Source organism: Gracilibacillus salitolerans, assembly GCF_009650095.1.
GTDB classification, from domain to species: Bacteria; Bacillota; Bacilli; order Bacillales; family Amphibacillaceae; genus Gracilibacillus; species Gracilibacillus salitolerans.
The window spans coordinates 2400348-2421187 of record NZ_CP045915.1 but is presented as its reverse complement, the minus strand read 5'-3'; the positions used below and the strand labels follow the sequence as shown (position 1 = coordinate 2421187).

Below are 20840 nucleotides of genomic sequence, written 5' to 3'. Positions count from 1 at the left end.
TATTATCGAGTATTCTTTAATTATTTCATCATAATTACTTGTTTCTTTCTATAACTACTGGCTGAATTTGCTTGTATTCAAGGGCATTCTTTACTGTTTCCGGAATTAGTGTCATATCTGACACCATTGAATTTGGTTTTTTTATTGGATCGTCCTGACCAAAAGGCACAAAATATATAAGCTTGGTAGACATTAATCGCATCAAATTAACACCATTTAAGCCTAATGCATCATTAGTTGACACACCAATTACAATTGGATTTCCATTTCTGATCGTTGCTTTTGTTGCCATCAGTACAGGACCATCAGTTATAGCATTAGCAAGACGACTCATGGAATTACCCGTTAAAGGAGCTAATACCATAATATCTAACGGCTCAACCGGTCCTAACGGTTCAGCGTCTACAATAGATGTGATCGGGTCTCTACCAGTAATTTCACGAACACGTGCCATATGATCGTCAGCTTTACCGAATTTACTGTCAGTGTCTTTAAATGTATATGAAACAACTGGGACTAATTCAGCACCTAACTCGACTAGTTTCTCCATTTGTGGAAAAACCGCTTCATAAGTACAATGTGATCCAGTTAAACCAAATCCAATCTTTTTCCCTTTTAAATCCACTAAAATACCTCCTATACTTGTAAATATTTATACAGAATCACAGGGCTAACCAATTGGGCTACTTTATATGCCCAGTATATGCCCAGATCATCTGTGTGTTACTTTTAGGAGGCAAATAGTATTTTAGCGATACGATCTGCCAAGATTTCACCAGCTGTTGTCGGAGCTACCATACCTGGTAAACCTAATGCATGTATTGCTTCTATTCCTCTGGATTTTGCGTATTCAAAATCGATTCCCCCCGGTTTGGAAGCTAAGTCGATAATAATCGCCTGGCTATTCATTTTTTCAATTAATGATTTATTTACTACTTTTGCAGGAATCGTATTAATTAAAATTTGACATTTATCTATATAGTTTTCTGTTTGGTCTAAAGAATATGCTTCCCAACCTCTTTCATATACACGTGCCAAATCAGTTTCATCCCTGGAGATAACAGCAATATTAGCTCCGAGGCCCGCAAAGCTACTAGCTGTTGTTTCACCTACTCTTCCATAACCAAATATGAATACATTGGCATGGTGGATAGTGAAATCAGTATGCTTGATAGCAAGCATGATGGCTCCTTCAGCAGTCGGAATTGAATTATAAATAGCGACGTCATTTCTTTCCATTAATTTAATTAACTGTAAATCATTTTTTTCAATATACTGATCCAGTTTTTGATTGGATATTCCAGTGAACACTACACAATTTTCTGGTAAAGACTGAAACCACTCTTCCGTTAATTGTATTTTTTCATTGGAGAACATTGTTTCGACATAACCATCATCATCTATACCTGTAATTGGTAAAATGATACCATCTAATTGAGATGTATCTAAATTCTCGATCGTTGACTGCATGACACCCGTATAACTTTGCTCTACTTGTTCAAAACCTAATATACGAATCCTTAGATTATCAATTGTTTTAAGTGCGTGTATTAAAGGCAAATAACGTGCATCGCCACCAATAATAGCAATATCTTTAGTCTTCTGCATCTTGTCACCTCACCAAATCTCTATCTAAACAATTAAATCTTATCTAAAATTATCATATGAAAACACGGAACAGAAGTGAAGGGGCAAATACCCTAGGAATTAAGAAAAGCCGAATGCGGTGTATGGAAACGTAGGAGGATAAAGGAAACATGGCGAGGAATAGTCGATATTGACATATAGGTGGGTAACATTAGTGGGTATTGTAAAGTTGATATTCCATTCAATACCATACAAAAAACGAAGCTTCAATTAGCTCCGTTTTTTAAACTTCCTCTGTCTCCACAATAATCATATCGTCTCCAACTTTTTTGATTTGATTCCAATCAATCCGTGAATAGGACTCTGACTTTCTTAATCCAAACATGCTGTATTGTGGAATGGTAAAAGAAATGATTTGTCCAGTCTTTTCATCGATTTCAAGATCTGTCTGTCCTAAAACACCTAGTCTGGACCCTGTAGTTAAGTCTATCAACTCTTTGCTGCTCAAATCATTAAAACGCATCTTTGCCACCTCCAATCTGTTATTCAGGTGAAATAATGGCAGTTGCCGCTCGGTCAGACTGTAGTGTATTGAGAATATGTTGTACATCATCTAATCTTACTTTATCAATTTTTTTCATGATATCATCGAGGGAAGGATGGGTTTGTAACAACAATTCATTCCTCGCATTTCGACTCATTTTGCTGTTAGTACTTTCCAGACTTAACATATAAAGTCCTTTTAATTGTTCTTTACTGTTTTCCCACTCTTTATTAGTCAAACCATATTTTCTTAACTGATCTACAATATGTTGAATTTTATCTTGGACAATATACAACTGATTTTTCGATGTTCCGGCATAGATGGTTAATAAGCCACTATCAATAAAAGAGCTATGATATGAAAAGATTGAGTATGCCATTCCTGCTTTTTCTCTAATTTCTTGAAACAACCTGGAACTCATACTGCCACCTAGCACATTATTAACAATTAACATGGCGTATTCAAGCTCGTTTTCAATTCCAACACCTTCATATCCCAAGCAGAGGTGGGCTTGTTCCGTTTCTTTCGTTTGAGATATTTGTTTGTGATAAAATCCAGGTTTGCTCGAATATTCCCTACTCGAGGTTAATGAGCTATTTCTCTCTACTGAAAGAGTGTCTTCCACTGTTTTAATAAAACTGTAATTCGCATTACCGGCGATTGATACCACAATGTTCTCAGGAATATATTGACTTTGAAGATATTGAAACATATCCTGTTGTGACAGCTGATTAACGGTAGATTTTGACCCTAATATTGGTTTTGCCAACGGATGTTGTTGATAAGCTGCTTCTGCTAATAAATCATGGATAATATCGTCTGGCGTGTCCTCTGTCATATTGATTTCTTCTAACACTACTTTCTTTTCTCTTTCGATCTCTGTTTGATCAAAAGTAGAATGAAGTAACATATCTGCTAAAATTTCAATAGCCATTTCTTTATGAGTATCGATAACTTTTGCATAATAGCAGGTATATTCCTTTGAAGTGAAAGCATTAATTTCGCCACCAATACCATCAAATGCCTCAGCGATTTCCTGTGAAGTTCGATTTTCTGTTCCTTTAAATAACATATGCTCGATAAAATGAGATATGCCGTTTAGTTCTGGAGCCTCTTCTCTTGAACCGGTTTTGACCCATATACCGATAGTTACTGATCTGACAGAAGTGACTTCTTCCAATACAATTCGCATACCATTACTGCATTCCTTACGATGTAACAAATCCAAATCCCCCTATATTCAATGCTATAAGTCTAACCGGAATCTTAGTATATAAAAACTGCAAAGTTGTGAAAATTTGACTTGGTGTAGCTTCCTCCCATTCTCATTTAAGGTGAGTGCTAGCATTCGCTACGGCAGAATACTGCGCTGGTTCTAATGTTCTAATTGTTGAAAAAAGAAAATCTTCGGATATATAATCAAGGGACTTTTCTTCTCACTAATCCAAAATACTAGTCAAAACTCGGAAAATGCGACACCCTGGGGAAACAGCGCGAGCCGAAGATCCACTTTGCAAAGTTAGCTGAGGCCGTGCCCCTGGAAAGGGAGTATTTTTTCGCAGCGATGGTTATGCACTCATCAAGAAAAGAATGGAAGAAAGCAAACCCATGTATGTACACGGTACTTCGCAGTTTATGTTTTATGTACTTCTTTTTATACTTTAAGAAGGCTTAAAAAAAGAAACTGGTTGGCCAGCTTCTTCTTGGATTAATTGTTTTCTTTTTGTTCGATTAGTACTGCTTTTCTTGAAAGGTTGATGCGTCCTTGACGGTCGATTTCTTTTACTTTGACCATAATCTGATCGCCAATTGACACAACATCTTCTACTTTGCCAATTCTCTCTTCCGCTAATTCAGAAATATGAACTAGTCCTTCTTTGCCCTTAAATAACTCTACGAATGCACCAAATTTTTCAATACGTTTTACCGTACCTAGATACATTTGTCCAACTTCTACTTCGCGAACAATATCTTCAATTAATTTTTGAGCTTTTTTGTTCATCTCTGAATCAATTGAAGAAATAAAGACATGCCCATCTTGTTCTATATCAATTTTAACGCCAGTTTCTTCAATAATTTGGTTGATTTGTTTACCGCTTGGTCCAATCACATCACGGATCTTATCTGGTTTAATATCCATGGTTAAAATTTTTGGAGCATAGTCAGATAATTCATGTTTCGGCTCTTGAATCGTTTCTAACATATGAGAAAGGATGTGCATGCGACCTTTCTTCGCTTGTGTTAGAGCTTCCTCAAGAATTTCGCGAGATAAACCTTCAATCTTAATATCCATTTGCAACGCTGTAACGCCTTTTTCTGTACCTGCTACTTTAAAGTCCATATCTCCTAAGAAGTCTTCCATACCCTGAATATCACTTAAGATCGAGTAGTCTTCACCAGATTTAACAAGCCCCATGGCAATACCTGCAACCGGTGCTTTTATAGGTACACCTGCATCCATCATGGCTAATGTACTTGCGCAAATACTTGCTTGAGACGTAGAACCATTAGATTCTAGTACTTCTGAAACAAGACGTATTGTATACGGGAATTCTTTTTCATCTGGTATTACTTTTTCTAAGGCACGCTCACCTAATGCACCATGCCCAATTTCACGTCGACCTGGTCCACGGATTGGTCCTGTTTCCCCAACACTAAAAGATGGGAAATTATAGTGATGCATAAAACGTTTTGATTCCTCTGCATCTAAACCATCCAGAATTTGCACATCGCCTAATGCTCCTAACGTACACACGCTTAGTGCTTGTGTTTGACCACGAGTAAACAGTCCCGAACCGTGAGTACGAGGTAATACCCCAATTCTGGAAGACAACGATCTGATTTCATCAATTTTCCTTCCATCTGGACGTATTTTTTCTTTTGTAATCAGTCGACGAACTTCTTCTTTTACAATCTTATCTAATACAGTCGCCACTTGTTTTAATGTATCGGCTTCTGCATCAGCCTCTTCATATTCTGCTTTTACTTCTGATTTTACTTGTTCAATTGCTTCCTCGCGTGCATGTTTTTCTTGTACTTGAATCGCGTCTACAAGTCGATCTTTTGCTTTCGTTTCCACTTCTTCTACAATAGAATCATTAGCTTCGAATAATTTTATTTCCATTTTTTCTACTTGTAATGCTTCAATAATTTGTTCTTGAAAGGCAATTAACCGTCTGATTTCTTCGTGGCCAAACATGATCGCTTCTAACATAATTTCTTCCGGTACTTCGTTTGCTCCTGCTTCTACCATGTTAATCGCATCTTTTGTACCAGCTACAGTAAGGTCAATATCACTTTTTTCACGTTCTTCCAATGTTGGGTTAATAACAAAATTACCGTCTACTCTTCCTACCACAACACCTGCAATCGGGCCTCCAAAAGGAATGTCAGATACACTAAGAGCGATAGATGAACCGATCATTGCTGCGATTTCAGATGGTAAGTTCTGATCCACACTCATAACAGTACTAATTACCTGTACCTCATTCCGAAAACCATCTGGGAACAGTGGGCGGATCGGACGGTCAATCAACCTTGATGTTAATACAGCTTTTTCGCTAGGTCTACCTTCTCTTTTAATGAATCCTCCAGGGATTTTACCAACTGCGTATAATCGTTCTTCATAATTGACGGTTAACGGGAAGAAAGGTAAATCTTTTGGTTCTTTTGAAGCTGTTGCAGTTGCTAATACAGCTGTGTCACCATAATGCACCATACATGCTCCATTTGCTTGCTTAGCCAGTTCCCCAATCTCTACACGAAATGGTTGACCAGCAATTTCAGTTGAAAATACTTTCTTTTCTTCTACCATTATAGTACTCCTCTCAAAACAACTATGCTTGTTCATTACTACCTTTTATTTTAGCATGTTGTTTCCACATATGTAACTAGTTCCATTTATTAATCAAAATCCGGAATAATATTAGTATTTTCTATTTTGCCTAGAATTAAACAATTTGTTATCTATTTCTTTAACAACAACAATATTTAGTAAAAATATTCTTATTCCTAATTAGGTTATTATTTCCACTAGTTTTTTACATACAGAAAAAGCGGGATCACTCCCGCTTTTTGTTGGTTTATCGACGTAAACCTAAATTTTGAATTAATGTACGGTAACGTGCAACATCTTTGTTACGTAAGTAGTTTAACAAGTTACGACGTTTACCTACCATTTTTAATAGACCACGACGTGAGTGGTGATCTTTCTTATGAATACGTAAGTGATTATTCAAATTATTGATTTCCTCAGTAAGGACAGCAATTTGAACTTCTGGTGAACCAGTATCGTTCTCATGTGTTTTGTATTCAGTAATAATTTCGTTTTTACGCTCTTGTGTAATAGCCATCCTATTCACCTCCTAATATTTCAGCTTGAAACCCCAATCCCCTAGCAATCGACGGAGAAATCGAATAGCCAAGTGGATGGTTTCCGTATTAAAGGTTACAACTTTTCGACTTAAAATGCAAGTGGTTTTATTCATTTATTGCAAAAAATTCGCGACTTTGCTCTTCGTCATCTTTCAACTTTTCCACTAATTCATCAATTCCGGAGAATTTTTCTTCGTCTCGAATATATTTTTTCCAATATACATCTATTTTTTCTCCGTAAATATTCTCATCAAAATCGAAAATGTGTACTTCAAGTTTTGTATTTTCCCGATCGTCAGTAAACGTTGGATTATAACCAAGATTCGCCATACCGTAATATTGCTTCTCCCCAACTCTTACTTCCACAGCGTATACACCTATTCTTGGCAAAAAATAATAATCTTCTATCTTTAAGTTAGCAGTTGGATAGCCAATTGTTCGACCACGTTTATCCCCATGAATGACTTCGCCTGTTAAGGAATAAGGCCTGCCAAGTAATATCTCTGCCGTTTTCATATTCCCTTGTTTCAATTCATTACGAATTCTAGTTGAACTTATTTTTTCTTCTCGATAATCTAACTGGTTGATAGTTATTACCTCAAGATCATTGTCAATAAACTCATGGATATTTTCCATGTTACCTGATCCTTTATGTCCAAATGTAAAATCAAATCCTGCGACTAAATGAGATATATGTAAGGTTACAATGAAATGATCAATAAATTCTTTTGGAGTTAACTTAGCTAATGCCTGATCAAATCGAATAATATATAAACGATCCACACCAAGTGATTCAATTCTCTTTATTTTTTCTTCAATAGGTGTAATATAACGAACTTGATCTTTGTTCTTTTGTAATACTACAGAAGGATGAGGATCAAAAGTGATCACAGCTGATTCTTTTCCCGTTTGACTAGCAATGTTAATAGCTTGCTGAATTACCGCTTGATGTCCATTATGCACCCCATCAAAGAAACCAATAGCAGCCACCGTATCAGGCAGGTTGTCTTTCTTTAAGTCATGGGGGTATACAAGTGATTGCACTTCCACCTGTTTCACCTACTTTCTTTCATTAAATCTAAAAACACGTGCTGGTTTTATTTCTTTTTTATTATCGTGTATTTGATAAATAGCTACAATTTGATCGTGATATGTCACTCGGAAAAAAGTCGTATCAGGCATTGTGCTTGGCAATGGTAATTTTTGTCCATGTAATACTTTTTCCTTTGTTTTTTCATCAATTTCCAATTCATCTAAATGGGTAAGAACCTTATTTATTGATAACAGAGGTACTGATTGATTACTGTCCAAGTGTTCTTGAACTTGTTCAAGAGTATATGTGTCTTGCTCTGACAAATTCCCAGTAGCTATTCTCACTAAATGTGACATATGGGAAGGAAATCCTAACTTTTCACCTATATCAACACATAATGTACGGACATAGGTACCTTTAGAACAGGTAACTTCCAATTCAATGGATTGTTTCTTTTCTACTTTATCATATCTACTAGACAGAAAACGAATATTGTGTATCTCTACTTGACGAAAAGGTCTTTCAACTGGTTCATTCGCTCTTGCATATTCATATAGTTTTTTGCCTTTCACTTTGACTGCAGAATATAGAGGGACTTGTTGTGTAATTTCACCACAAAATTCCTGTAATATACTATTAATTGATTCAGACGATATTTCAGTTTCTACATTTACTTGATTTTGTATTGCCCCTGTTTGATCTTCTGTATCAGTGGAAATCCCCAATGTTGCCGTTGCTCGATACGTTTTCGTCGTATCCGTTAAATATGGGACAATTTTGGTTGCCTCGCCTATACAAATAGGCAATACTCCTTCTACTTCTGGATCCAGTGTACCGGTATGCCCTACTTTTTTGGTGCCGAGTATTTTTCTAACCTTAAAAACACAATCATGTGATGTCATACCTTTATTTTTCCATAATGGTAAAATTCCGTCCATACGTCACCTCCACTTTATTAAATATAGACAGTCAGAAAACCCTTGTAAAGACAAGGGTTCTCATTTTATTGCTATAGAAAAACAAGCGCTCTTGAGTTTTCTTACTGCTCTTCTTCTGATTCATTTAATTCTCTAAGAATATGTTCAATCCGATTTCCTCTTTCGATGGTGTCATCGAAGTCAAACATTAATTCTGGTGTTTTTCTCAATCTAATTCGTTTGCCAATCTCCGAACGGATAAAGCCTTTTGCTTTAGCTAGACCAATTAGAGTTTCCTGTCTTTTGTTTTCATCACCTAAAACCGAGATAAATACTTTTGCTTGTTGCAGGTCTCCGGTAACTTCTACATCTGTAATTGTAACAAAACCTACTCTAGGATCTTTGATTTTGCGGGATATGATATCACCAAGCTCTTTTTTCATTTGTTCGGCGACTCGATTAGAGCGTAACTCTCCCATCTATATCACCTCTTTCCTATCTTACTTCATCTTATTTCAGTATTTGTAATAGTCCGTTCTATTTCCGTAAAGGAATCAAGCGTGCTTAGTGCCTGTTGAATAATTTGTTGACCAATTTCACTCGATTCCGATACGGTGACTATTCCTAGCTTAGATCGTTGCCATAAGTCTTGATAATCCATTTCAGAGATGGCAATATTTAAATCTTTACTAAGACGATTTTTAATCCTTTTTAAAACAGATCGTTTATCTTTTAAAGAGTGGCATTCGTACAAAAAGATTTCAACTTCTGCATAGGTGATCATTAAACTTCAATTTCCTCCATCACATATGCTTCAATTACATCGCCTTCTTTAATATCATTGTAATTTTTGATTGTAATACCGCACTCGTAATTTTGTGCAACTTCTTTGACATCATCTTTAAAGCGTTTCAATGTATCAATTTCACCTTCAAAGACGACTACACCATCACGAATTAATCGAATGCCAGCATCTCTAGTTACTTTTCCATCTGTAACGTAGGCACCTGCTATCGTTCCAATTCTGGATACTTTAAAGATTTCTCTTACTTCAACTTGACCAATCACTTTTTCTTCAAATTCAGGATCAAGCATACCTTTCATAGCAGCTTCAACTTCTTCAATTGCTTTATAAATGACACGGTGAAGACGAATGTCAACTTTTTCTGATTCTGCTGCTTTTTTCGCATTATTATCTGGTCGAACGTTAAACCCAATAACAACAGCATTTGATGCGGAAGCGAGAATAATATCTGATTCCTTGATTGCACCAACACCGGTATGAATGATGTTGACTTTTACACCTTCTACATCAATTTTTTGCAAGGATGCAGCTAATGCTTCTACAGATCCTTGTACGTCTGCCTTAATAATCACGTTAATATCTTTAATTTCACCTTGTTTAATTTGTTCAAATAAATCATCCAAGCTGACACGAGACTGTGTACCTCTTTTTTCTTCTAACTGTTTTTGTTGTCTCATTTCACCGATTTGACGTGCTTGTTTTTCATCTTTAAACACAACAAATCGATCTCCTGCTAATGGTACATCATTAAGTCCTGTGATCTCAACAGGTTTTGAAGGTCCAGCTGAATCAATACGTTTACCTAAATCATTCACCATCGCACGAACACGACCAAACGTATTTCCAACTACAATTGGATCTCCTACTTTTAGTGTACCATTTTGTACGAGTAATGATGCAACAGAACCGCGACCTTTGTCCAATTGTGCTTCAATTACTGTACCATTAGCACGACGGTTGGCATTTGCTTTTAATTCTTCGACTTCTGCCACCAGGAGGATCATTTCTAATAAATCATCAATTCCCTCTCTTTTAATAGCAGATAGTTGTACAAAGATTGTGTCTCCACCCCAGTCTTCAGGGATTAATTCATATTCCGTTAATTCTTGCATGACACGATCAGGATTTGCGCCTTCTTTATCCATTTTGTTCACTGCTACAATTATTGGTACTTCCGCTGCCTTAGCATGATTGATCGCTTCTACAGTTTGCGGCATAACACCATCATCAGCTGCTACTACTAAAATAGCAATATCTGTAATTTGAGCACCACGTGAACGCATGCTCGTGAACGCTGCGTGCCCCGGTGTATCAAGGAAGGTAACTTTTTTATCGTTTTCTCTTACTTGGTATGCACCAATATGCTGTGTGATACCTCCTGCCTCACCTTCTGTTACTTTGGTATGGCGAATCGAATCAAGTAATGTTGTTTTACCATGGTCAACGTGACCCATAATCGTTACAACGGGAGGACGCTCCTCTAATTTATCAGGATCATCTTCTTCAATATATGTGGCAAGGTCTGCTTTATCTATTTCTATTTCTTGTTCTACTTCCACTCCATACTCACCACAAATTAAATCCAATGCATCTTCATCTAGATCTTGATTTTTAGTTGCCATAACACCTAAAAACATCAACTTTTTAATAATTTCATTTGTCTCTTTATTTAGCTTATCTGCTAGTTCTCCAACTGTTATTGAGCCAGAATAAGTTATTTTACTAGGCAGTTGTGGTTGGTTATTTACTGGCTTTTGTGTTTCTTGTCTTTTGTCTTGTTGTTTATTATTATTCTTTTGCTTTTTCTTATTTGACTGCTGAGTATTGTTAGGTTTTCTATGTTGTTGATTCTTTCCTTGTTTCTTTTTTGGCTGTTCTTTTGATTTTGGTTGAAAACTTTGATCAAGCTTTGTTTTCATATCATCTGTAATAGTAGACATATGATTGGAAACCGGAAGCTCTAATTCTTTAAGTTTATTAATGACTTCCTTACTGGATTTATTTACTTGTTTTGCGTACTCATATACTCGTATTTTTGACATACGTTCACCCCCGAATATTTTCATCAAGTAATGCAATTAATTTCTTCGCTAATCCAAACTCATGAATGGAAATAGCTACACGACCTGATTTACCTACTGCTTGCGAAAGTGTATCTCGATCATCTACAAAGAAAAAAGGAATGTTATAAAACGTACATTTGTCTGTTAATTTCTTTCGTGTTTGATCGCCTATATCACTTGCAATTAATACAATCTTTGATTTTTTTGACTGAATTTCTTTGACAATTTGTTCTTCACCAAACGTACATTTCCCAGCGCGGTTGGCTAATCCAATTATATTAAGATAAGATTTTTGATTGACCACTTTATTCGCCTTCAATCTGTGTTCTTAATTCATCATATATTTCTTGAGGAATCTTTATTTCAAGCTGTTTTTCAAGTGCGCCATTTTTCTCTGCTTGGCTGATTACTTGTAAATCCTTGGATACGTAGGCTCCTCGCCCATTCTTCTTTCCAGTAGGGTCTACAAAAACGCCACCTTCTTTAGTTTTTACCACTCGAATTAAAGACCCTTTAGGCAGCATTTCTTGTGTTACGACACATTTTCTTAGTGGTACTTTCCGTTTTTTAGTCATATGAATACCTCCTTACTTAAACAGATCTTCATCCATATCTTCGTAGGATTCTTCATATTCTAAGCTATCCTCATATTCTAGAGCATCTAAACTTTCTTCAATATCTTCTTCTGAAATGAGCCCTTCTTCTTTTGCTTCAGATTCGCTTTTAATATCAATTTTCCAACCTGTTAATTTGGCAGCCAATCTAGCATTTTGTCCTCTTTTACCAATCGCAAGTGATAATTGATAATCAGGAACTATAACAGTGGTTGCTTTTTCATCTTCATCAACAATGACCTGAATAACCTTAGAAGGGCTAAGTGAATTGGAGACATAGACAACTGGATCTTCAGACCATTCTACAATGTCAATTTTTTCTCCTTTTAATTCATCGACAATTGTCTGTACCCTTTGCCCTTTTTGACCTACACATGACCCTACGGGATCAATTTCCGGATCCTCCGCATGTACAGATATCTTAGAACGATCTCCTGCTTCACGCGCTACAGATTTAACTTCGACTGTACCATCATAAATCTCCGGTACTTCCATTTCAAATAATCGCTTCAATAATCCTGGATGTGTTCTGGATACAAAAATATTAGGACCTTTATTTGTATTTTCCACTTTAGTTACAAAGACCTTAATTCTGTCATGAACATTGTATGTCTCAGTTGGCATACATTCAGACTCTGGTAATTTGGCTTCCACTTTACCTAAGTTCACATAAATGAAACGACCGTCCATACGTTGAATAGTACCATTCATAATGTCTTCTTCACGGTCAATATATTCGTTATAAATAATGCCACGTTCTGCTTCTCGAACTCGTTGCGTTACCACTTGTTTTGCCGCTTGTGCTGCTATTCGCCCGAAGTCTCTTGGTGTTACTTCAATTTCTACTACATCACCGATCTCGTACGCTGGATTAATACTATGTGCTTCCTCCAGTGAGATATGTTGATGGTGATCTTCTACCTCTTCCACAATTTCTTTCTGAGCAAAAACACCCATCGTACCAGCTTCTTCATTTAAATCCACTCTAACATTGGTTGCTGATTTAAAATTCTTTTTATAAGCAGAAATCAGGGCAGCTTCTAACGCTTCCATAAGAATATCTTTGTTGATTCCTTTTTCCTTTTCTAAATAATTCATTGCATCGAACAATTCTCTGTTCACAAATGTCTCCCCCTTTAATCAAAAGTTACAGCTAGACGAGCTTTCGCAATTTTGGCAAATGGAATCTCCACTTCTTTTTGCTTGGTTTTATCTTTATATCGAATAGTTGCTGAACCATCCTTGAAATCAACTAAATCTCCTGTAAATTCTTTTTCGCCGGAAATCGGTTCATATAGCTTTACATAAACATGCTTTCCAATATACTTTTCAAAATCAGTTTCTGTTTTTAATGGACGTTCTACTCCGGGTGAAGAAACCTCTAAGAAATAAGCTTCACTAATAGGGTCTGCTTCATCTAGCTTAGTACTTAACATTTCAGAAACTTGACCACATTCTTCAATATCTACGCCGCCATCTTTATCGATGTATACTCGTAAAAACCAGTTTGGTCCTTCTTTTTCATAGACAATATCTACAAGTTCTAATGAAAGCTCATCTAATATGGGTTGAACTAGGTCTTCTGTTTGTTGTGCTATCTTGTTAGCCACTCTAATACCTCCTCTACTGCAATTATGTTCTTTAAGATATATTTCCCATATTTACTAAACGATACACACTTAAAATGATTCTAATTCACATGTGGGGTGTTAAATAATTATTAACTTCTTATTTATTATGGGATTAATTTTCCGATATGAATACTTATAAAATGCTACTATCAGATTGGGGATCCCCAACTGATATAAAAGTCATTTTCTAAATAGTTTATGTACCCCTTCACGCATTTGTAAAGTCGGAATGATAAATCCCTTGCCAATAATGGCAAGGGATTTATCAAAACCCTATATCGCTCGTTGTTGATAGCTAAGAAGAAAGAGTGGGTATCCCCACTCTTTTCTGTCCGCATCAAATGAAATCTGTATAAAATATAGCATGAATGGTTTAATAATGCAAGGAATTTAATGGATTTAACCAATAAAACTTACACTTACGCAATGACTTTCTATATTTGAGTGTGTGGAATGATTCTCGCTCCTAAGGTGAACTTTTCACTGAGTAGGCTTATTTTGGTGACTGCCCTCGCAGGCTTAAAAATCTTCCACAGCTGATGTAAGGACAGCAATATTCAACTTTCTTCACTCTTTAATTTAGACATTTCTACACTCTGTAAGGGTCATAGCAATTTAATAAAAACTAATTCATTAAAATAAAGATAATTGATTTTTTTCTGCCATTCCTTCTAAACAACCATGTTGATCAAGGTATTCTAATACGGTTTTAGAAATGCGACTGCGTTCTCGTAAATCTTCTTTTGATAAGAATTCTCCGTCTTCCCTTGCTTTTTCAATATTAATTGCAGCGTTTGTACCTAATCCATCCACTGCATTAAATGGTGGGATTAAACTGTCTTCATCTACTAAAAATTCCGTAGCCGAGGAACGGTACAAGTCTACTTTTTGAAAATGGTAACCTCGTTCATTCATTTCTAAAGCTAATTCTAAGACAGTAAGTAAACTTTTTTCTTTTGGTGGCGCATCGTTACCTTTATCAAGTATTTCTTTAATTCGTTTACGCATTGCTTCTGAACCTTTGACCATTGTATCTAATTCAAAATCATCTGCTCTTACTGTGAAGTACGCCGCATAAAAATAAATAGGATAATGTACTTTAAAATAAGCAATTCGAATTGCCATCAATACATATGCTGCAGCATGTGCTTTCGGGAACATATATTTTATCTTCTTACAAGAATCTATATACCAGTCAGGAACATCGTGCTTTTTCATTTCTTCGATCCATTCTGGTTCTAACCCTTTCCCCTTACGAACAAATTCCATAATCTTAAAGGCAAGTGACGCATCTAATCCTTTGTGCATTAAGTACACCATAATATCATCACGACAACCTATAACATCTGGCAAACCACAAATACCATTATTGATTAGCTCTTGTGCATTACCTAACCATACATCAGTTCCGTGACTTAGACCAGATATAATGACTAATTCCGCAAAAGTTTTAGGTTTTGTATCTTCAAGCATCTGGCGTACAAACCTTGTACCGAACTCAGGTACCCCTAAGGTCCCTGTCTTGCACATAATTTGTTCTGGAGTAACACCTAACACGTCGGGACCTGAAAAAATCTTCATAACTTCATCGTCATCAGTCGGTATTGTTTGCGGATCAATACCACTTAAATCTTGAAGCATACGGATCATGGTAGGATCATCGTGCCCCAGTATATCAAGTTTCAACAAATTATCGTGAATCGAGTGGAAATCAAAGTGAGTTGTGCGCCATTCCGAGTTTCTGTCATCCGCTGGGAATTGTATTGGCGTAAAATCATATATTTCTTTATCATCTGGTACAACAATTATACCTCCAGGGTGCTGTCCAGTTGTCCGCTTAGCACCAGTACACCCTTTTACTAAACGGTCTACTTCTGCTTGCTTCAGCGTTAGTTCTTTGTCACTCGCATAGCCTTTGGCATAACCGTAGGCTGTTTTTTCCGCTACCGTACCTATTGTTCCTGCACGGTATACATTATCTTCCCCAAAAAGTACCTTCGTATAGTTATGGGCACGAGGTTGATATTCACCTGAGAAATTCAAGTCAATATCAGGTACCTTATCTCCTTTGAATCCTAAGAAAGTTTCAAATGGAATATCTTGCCCATCTTTCTTCAACTCTGCATGACATTCAGGGCATTTCTTGTCTGGTAAATCAAATCCACTACCGACTGAACCATCATCGAAAAATTCACTATACTTACACTCTGGACATACATAGTGAGGTGGTAAGGGATTTACTTCTGTGATCTCTGTAAAAGTTGCAATCAATGAAGAACCGACAGAACCCCTTGAACCTACTAGATACCCATCATCTAAGGATTTTTTTACTAGTTTTTGTGAAATCAAGTAAATAACCGCAAAACCATGGCCAATGATACTTTTCAGTTCCTTTTCTACCCGTTTTTCGACAATTTCTGGAATCGGAGTGCCATAGACGGATTTAGCAAAGTTATAACTTAATTCTCGAATTTCTTCTTCCGCACCATCGATATTTGGTGTATAAAGATCTTCTTTTACTGGTTTGACCTCTTCAATTTGGTCGACGAGTGCGTTCGGATTGGTAATGACTATTTCTTTTGCTTTTTCTTCTCCCAAAAACGAGAATGCCTCCATCATCTCATTCGTTGTGCGAAAATGCGTATTCGGTAATGTTTGTCTATTTAATGGATTACCACTTTGCGAAGCGATTAATATTTGCCGGTAAATCATATCATTCTTTTCTAAATGATGAACATTTCCCGTAGCTACACAAGGCTTATCGAGTTCTTCCGCAAGTTGAACAATATTGCGAATAATATCGAATAACTGTGCTTCATTCTGAACTAATTCTCTGTCATAAAGATGCACAAAATTTTCAGGAGGTTGAACCTCAATAAAATCATAGAATTGTGCAACTTTTTCAGCTTGATCTTTCGATTTTTGCATCATCGTTTCAAATACTTCACCTTTGTCACATGCAGTACCTACTAAAATGCCTTTTCGATATTGTTTTAATTTTGACCTTGGTATTCGTGGAACACGGTAAAAATAATCGATATGTGCTAAGGAAACCAATTTATAAATATTTTTTAAGCCTTCTTGATCTACTGCTAGCAATGTAGCATGGAAAGGGCGGGAACGTTGATATGCATTCCCTTCTCCCATGTGCTGATTAAATTGGTTATGATTCACTATACCTCGCTCAATTGATAGTTTAACAAACTTCCATAATAAATAACCTGTTGCTTCAGCATCATAAATGGCACGGTGATGCTGGGTTAGTTCGATATCAAGCTTCTTACACAGCGTGTTCAAACGATGATTCTTTAATTCCGGGAACAGTAAACGCGCTAATTCCAACGTGTCAATTACAGGATTACTTGCTTCTTCATACCCGATACGCTTAAATCCAGTATTCAAGAATCCCATATCAAAATCTGCATTATGTGCTACTAAAATGCCGTCTCCCATCCATTCATGAAATTCCTTTAATACTTCTTCTACTTCTGGTGCATCTTTCACCATATCATCTGTAATACCCGTTAAATTAGTAGTTGTTTCGGACAATGGGTGATGTGGATTAGCAAAAGATTCATAACGATCTACAATTTCTCCATTGTGCACTTTAACGGCAGCAAGTTCAATGATAGTGTCATATATTGCAGATAGTCCCGTTGTCTCCACATCAAACACAACATACGTATCATCTGTTAATGTACGATCAGATTCATTATAAGCAATTGGTACCCCGTCATCGACAATGTTAGCTTCTACACCGTATACAACCTTCACACCATGTTTTTGCCCAGCTGCATATGCTTCTGGATAGGCTTGAGCAACTGCATGGTCTGTAATGGCAATCGCTTTATGACCCCATTTTCCAGCTTGTTCGATCAATTTTGCAGCCGATACTACGGCGTCCATTTGGCTCATTAACGTATGCGCATGTAATTCAACACGTTTTTCTTCTTCATAACCATTATCTTCTCGTGTAATCGAAGCCGCTTGTTGAATATCCTTTGCCATCATCGTTAATTCATTTGAGAAATTATCTGTCTGAACCATACCTTTAGCTTTAATCCACATACCTTCTTTTAACTGCTTAAACTTCTCCACATCTTGATCACCTTTTGAGAACATTTTAATCTGAAAAGAGTCGGTATAGTCTGTCACTTTAAGCATTAATAAATGTCTACCAGATCGTAATTCTCTGATTTCAGCATCAAATACAAACCCTTGGAAGATAACATTTTTTTCTTCTTCTACAACATCCCTCATAGATATAGGATTTTCTTTGATAGGATACCCAAGCTGAACTGGACCTGAAGGACTGTCTGGTTTCGTTTCTTTTGCCCTTTTCTCTTGTTCTTTAAAAGCTTCTTCCACTTTTTTGCGATCTTCCATAGCTTTTTCCTGTTGGAATTTTTCAATTTCCTCTTGCTGTGCTGCTACTTCAAGTTGAATAATTTGTTTAGGTAAACCAACTTTCATACAGAATTGATCAAATTGCGACTGAATGGTTTTAGTCCACTGTGCTTCGATTTGATTACTTACAGTTAACATAATATTATTATCGTCTATTAAAGGTTTCTTATTTTCAAAAGTACGATATTTAGGTGACTCCCTCATCAACTCAGATAGGAAAATTTGCCAATAATGGAACCGTTCCTGTTCGTCAATAGCATGTTGATCAACTCTAATCGACCATGAAACTTTCGCTATAGACGAGAATGCTTCGGTTAATTTCAAAATAAATGCTTGATATATATCAGCAGGGATAATATGTTCCAGATGGAAATAAAAGTGCCACGACTGATTCGACCGGTACACTTCCAGTTTTTCAATAGCACCATTTTGAAAGTATTTATTTTTCATATCATCAGCAATACCAATCTGTTTCATTAGTAACTGAAATTTTTCTTGACTAGAGATACTCATCTTCGATCTCCTTTACTATTAATCTTCCTATTATTTTATCATAAGACAAAACCGGGCAAAACCAGTCCGATGTTTCGTAGTAGATACAAACTGCGACACAGTGGAAATTTTTCCATCCTGATTTTTGATAAGTGGTTTGGATACGCTCCGGCAGAATACTTCGCTGGTTCTAATGTTCTGATTGTTGAAAGAAGAAAATCTTCGGATATATAATCAAGGGACTTCTTCTCACTATTCCAAAACACTAGTCAAAGCTGCGGAAAAATGCGACACTCCTGGGGGAACAGCGCGAGTCGAAGATCCACTTTGCAAAGTGATTTTCTTTGCAAGGTTAGCTGAGGCCGTGCCCCCGGAAAGGGAGTATTTTTCCGCAGCGATGGTTATGCACTCATCAAGACAAGAATGGAAGAAAGCAAATCCATGTACACGGTACTTCGCAGTTTATGTTAATTGCGAAATATTTTTGGATTGTGGCTGGCTTTTTCGTTTAAATAGATAATTCCCTTGCCTGTGATGTTGAGACAAGGGAATGTGGGTTATTTAAGTAAAGAATTGATTTTATCAATTAATTCTGATATATGAAGATCTTCTTGCTCTCCGTTCTCTCTTAACTTGCACTCTACGTATCCATCTGCTGCTTTTTTACCAACTGTTATTCGTACTGGTAATCCAATCAAATCACTATCAGCAAACTTAACACCTGGTCGTTCTTTACGATCATCAAATAAAACAGAGATATTGTTTTGTTGCAGTTGTTCATAAATATCTTCTGCTAAATCCAGTTGCTCTTGGTTTTTCGGATTCACTGCGATTACATGCACATGATATGGTGTAATTTCTTTTGGCCATTTAATGCCATTCTCATCATGGTATTGTTCTACGATCGCAGCAAGTGTGCGTGATACACCGATACCATAACACCCCATTGTCATTGTTTCCTGTTTACCTTGTTCGTTTAAATATTGAGCTCCTAGTTTTTCGGCATAGAATTGACCTAATTTGAAAATATGTCCAACTTCAATTCCTTTGGCAAACTTTATCTTGCCTTGGCCGTCTGGAGAAGGATCCCCTTCCTGGATAAAACGGAGATCTTGATAGGAAGATACTTTAAAATCACGATCAGGGTTAACATTCTGATAATGCTTGTCATTTTCAGTGGCACCGCAATAACCATTTCGGATAGCGGCAATTGCATGATCTGCAACGATTTCGATATCTTCAGGTACACGAACAGGCCCAATCGAGCCTACTTCTGTATTTAATAGTTGTTTTGTCTCTTTCTCCGATGCCAATTCTACATTAATAGCACCTAATGCATTTTTCAGTTTAATATCATTGATTTCATGATCGCCACGGGATAAGACTAACACATATCTTTCATCTACTTTGAACAGTAATGACTTGATTCCTTTTTCTAAAGGTAGCCCTAAGAATTGAGAAACCTCATTCATTGTTTTATAGCCTGGAGTTTCAACTGTTTCTAATCCCTTCGCAGCTTCGTCACTTTGTTCATATGTTACATTGACTTCTGCCATTTCAATATTAGCTGCAAAATCAGAAGTGTCAGAGTACGCGATTGTGTCTTCACCTATTTCTGATAGCACCATAAATTCATGTGTGTCTTTACCACCCATTGCACCTGAATCGGCGATAACCGCTCGGAAATTCAGACCACAGCGGGTAAAAATGTTTTGATACGCTTGATACATTTTCTGATAAGCTTCATCAAGACTATCTTGATCAGTGTGGAATGTATAGGCGTCTTTCATAATAAATTCTCTTCCACGTAATAGGCCAAATCTCGGTCGCTTTTCATCACGGAATTTAGTTTGAATCTGGTACACGCTTAGAGGAAGTTTTTTATAACTTTTTATTTCATCACGAATAAGACTTGTAACGACTTCCTCGTGAGTTGCTCCCAATGCAAATTCTCTCTCATGACGATCATGCAAACGCATTAATTCCGGCCCCATACTATACCATCTTCCTGTCTCTTTCCACAGTTCGGATAGTTGAAGAGCAGGCATTAACATTTCTACCGCTCCTGCTTTTTCCATTTCTTCAGACACTATTTTTTTTACATTATTTAACACTTTATTCCCCATTGGCAAAAAACTGTATACACCTGAGGCTGTTTGTCTAATATATCCTGCCCGCACTAACAACTGATGACTTTTAATCTCAGCATCTGCAGGTGTTTCCTTCAGTGTTGGAATTAATGTTTGACTTTGTCTCATCTTCTAATCTCACCTCGGTAATTTCGATATTAAACACATATATTATTAGAAACACTGGGCAAATCCACCCCTGACCTGCCCTAATTCGAAATAAATACGAACTGTGAACTAGTGA

17 protein-coding genes are annotated in these 20840 nt (G+C 36.7%); all 17 read right to left on the bottom strand.

The features are described 5' to 3' along the window. Positions 1–34 precede the first annotated feature (34 nt). The 17 genes from GI584_RS11325 to GI584_RS11245 all read right to left on the bottom strand — a co-directional run bounded on the left by GI584_RS11325 (position 35) and on the right by GI584_RS11245 (position 20725). Entirely contained in the window at positions 35–625 is a 591-nt protein-coding gene (locus tag GI584_RS11325; RefSeq protein ID WP_153791292.1) for a dipicolinate synthase subunit B, read from the bottom strand. Positions 626–729: 104 nt separating this feature from the next. Continuing rightward, positions 730–1608 carry a dipicolinic acid synthetase subunit A gene (gene dpaA, locus GI584_RS11320; RefSeq protein ID WP_100360574.1) on the bottom strand — a complete coding sequence of 293 codons (879 nt, stop codon included), beginning with the start codon at positions 1606–1608 and terminating at the stop codon, positions 730–732. A gap of 262 nt (positions 1609–1870) precedes the next feature. Next, complete coding sequence (locus tag GI584_RS11315) at positions 1871–2110, bottom strand: YlmC/YmxH family sporulation protein (protein WP_100360575.1); 240 nt, start codon at positions 2108–2110, stop codon at positions 1871–1873. Between the two features lie 19 nt (positions 2111–2129). Continuing rightward, a complete protein-coding gene (locus tag GI584_RS11310; RefSeq protein WP_153791291.1) occupies positions 2130–3353 on the bottom strand; it encodes a M16 family metallopeptidase in 1224 nt (407 codons plus the stop codon). A gap of 486 nt (positions 3354–3839) precedes the next feature. Next, positions 3840–5945, bottom strand: a complete 2106-nt coding sequence (pnp, locus tag GI584_RS11305) for a polyribonucleotide nucleotidyltransferase (protein ID WP_153791290.1) — start codon at positions 5943–5945, stop codon at positions 3840–3842. Positions 5946–6213: 268 nt separating this feature from the next. Further along, the gene (gene rpsO / locus GI584_RS11300) at positions 6214–6483 is read right to left on the bottom strand and encodes a 30S ribosomal protein S15 (protein WP_100360578.1); all 270 of its coding nucleotides are present in this window, start codon (positions 6481–6483) and stop codon (positions 6214–6216) included. 127 nt (positions 6484–6610) lie between these two features. Next, a complete protein-coding gene (locus tag GI584_RS11295; protein ID WP_100360579.1) occupies positions 6611–7555 on the bottom strand; it encodes a bifunctional riboflavin kinase/FAD synthetase in 945 nt (314 codons plus the stop codon). Between the two features lie 9 nt (positions 7556–7564). Next, a complete protein-coding gene (truB, locus tag GI584_RS11290; RefSeq protein WP_153791289.1) occupies positions 7565–8476 on the bottom strand; it encodes a tRNA pseudouridine(55) synthase TruB in 912 nt (303 codons plus the stop codon). A gap of 101 nt (positions 8477–8577) precedes the next feature. Continuing rightward, positions 8578–8934 carry a 30S ribosome-binding factor RbfA gene (gene rbfA / locus GI584_RS11285; protein ID WP_100360581.1) on the bottom strand — a complete coding sequence of 119 codons (357 nt, stop codon included), beginning with the start codon at positions 8932–8934 and terminating at the stop codon, positions 8578–8580. Positions 8935–8960: 26 nt separating this feature from the next. Next, complete coding sequence (locus tag GI584_RS11280; protein ID WP_100360582.1) at positions 8961–9239, bottom strand: DUF503 domain-containing protein; 279 nt, start codon at positions 9237–9239, stop codon at positions 8961–8963. Then, a complete protein-coding gene (gene infB / locus GI584_RS11275; RefSeq protein WP_153791288.1) occupies positions 9239–11302 on the bottom strand; it encodes a translation initiation factor IF-2 in 2064 nt (687 codons plus the stop codon). The genes GI584_RS11280 and infB overlap by 1 nt, the downstream gene beginning before the upstream one ends. A gap of 4 nt (positions 11303–11306) precedes the next feature. After that, positions 11307–11627: a L7Ae/L30e/S12e/Gadd45 family ribosomal protein gene (locus GI584_RS11270; RefSeq protein ID WP_100360584.1), complete on the bottom strand. Its 321-nt coding sequence runs from the start codon at positions 11625–11627 to the stop codon at positions 11307–11309. A 1-nt stretch (position 11628) separates the two neighbouring features. Then, the gene (rnpM, locus tag GI584_RS11265) at positions 11629–11898 is read right to left on the bottom strand and encodes an RNase P modulator RnpM (protein WP_100360585.1); all 270 of its coding nucleotides are present in this window, start codon (positions 11896–11898) and stop codon (positions 11629–11631) included. A 12-nt stretch (positions 11899–11910) separates the two neighbouring features. Further along, on the bottom strand, positions 11911–13059 hold the full coding sequence (gene nusA / locus GI584_RS11260) for a transcription termination factor NusA (RefSeq protein ID WP_153791287.1): 1149 nt from the start codon (positions 13057–13059) through the stop codon (positions 11911–11913). A 14-nt stretch (positions 13060–13073) separates the two neighbouring features. Beyond that, positions 13074–13547: a ribosome maturation factor RimP gene (gene rimP / locus GI584_RS11255; protein WP_153791286.1), complete on the bottom strand. Its 474-nt coding sequence runs from the start codon at positions 13545–13547 to the stop codon at positions 13074–13076. Positions 13548–14201: 654 nt separating this feature from the next. Next, the gene (locus GI584_RS11250) at positions 14202–18488 is read right to left on the bottom strand and encodes a PolC-type DNA polymerase III (RefSeq protein ID WP_100360588.1); all 4287 of its coding nucleotides are present in this window, start codon (positions 18486–18488) and stop codon (positions 14202–14204) included. Positions 18489–19024: 536 nt separating this feature from the next. Continuing rightward, the gene (locus GI584_RS11245) at positions 19025–20725 is read right to left on the bottom strand and encodes a proline--tRNA ligase (RefSeq protein ID WP_153791285.1); all 1701 of its coding nucleotides are present in this window, start codon (positions 20723–20725) and stop codon (positions 19025–19027) included. Between the last annotated feature and the right edge of the window lie 115 nt (positions 20726–20840).

Excerpts from the sequence above, each read along its gene's own strand:
- dpaA (WP_100360574.1), bottom strand. The coding sequence starts at position 1,608 with ATGCAGAAGACTAAAGATATTGCTATTATTGGTGGCGATGCACGTTAT.
- GI584_RS11315 (WP_100360575.1), bottom strand. The coding sequence starts at position 2,110 with ATGCGTTTTAATGATTTGAGCAGCAAAGAGTTGATAGACTTAACTACA.
- pnp (WP_153791290.1), bottom strand. The coding sequence starts at position 5,945 with ATGGTAGAAGAAAAGAAAGTATTTTCAACTGAAATTGCTGGTCAACCA.
- rpsO (WP_100360578.1), bottom strand. The coding sequence starts at position 6,483 with ATGGCTATTACACAAGAGCGTAAAAACGAAATTATTACTGAATACAAA.
- truB (WP_153791289.1), bottom strand. The coding sequence starts at position 8,476 with ATGGACGGAATTTTACCATTATGGAAAAATAAAGGTATGACATCACAT.
- rbfA (WP_100360581.1), bottom strand. The coding sequence starts at position 8,934 with ATGGGAGAGTTACGCTCTAATCGAGTCGCCGAACAAATGAAAAAAGAG.
- GI584_RS11280 (WP_100360582.1), bottom strand. The coding sequence starts at position 9,239 with ATGATCACCTATGCAGAAGTTGAAATCTTTTTGTACGAATGCCACTCT.
- infB (WP_153791288.1), bottom strand. The coding sequence starts at position 11,302 with ATGTCAAAAATACGAGTATATGAGTACGCAAAACAAGTAAATAAATCC.
- rnpM (WP_100360585.1), bottom strand. The coding sequence starts at position 11,898 with ATGACTAAAAAACGGAAAGTACCACTAAGAAAATGTGTCGTAACACAA.
- GI584_RS11250 (WP_100360588.1), bottom strand. The coding sequence starts at position 18,488 with ATGAGTATCTCTAGTCAAGAAAAATTTCAGTTACTAATGAAACAGATT.
- GI584_RS11245 (WP_153791285.1), bottom strand. The coding sequence starts at position 20,725 with ATGAGACAAAGTCAAACATTAATTCCAACACTGAAGGAAACACCTGCA.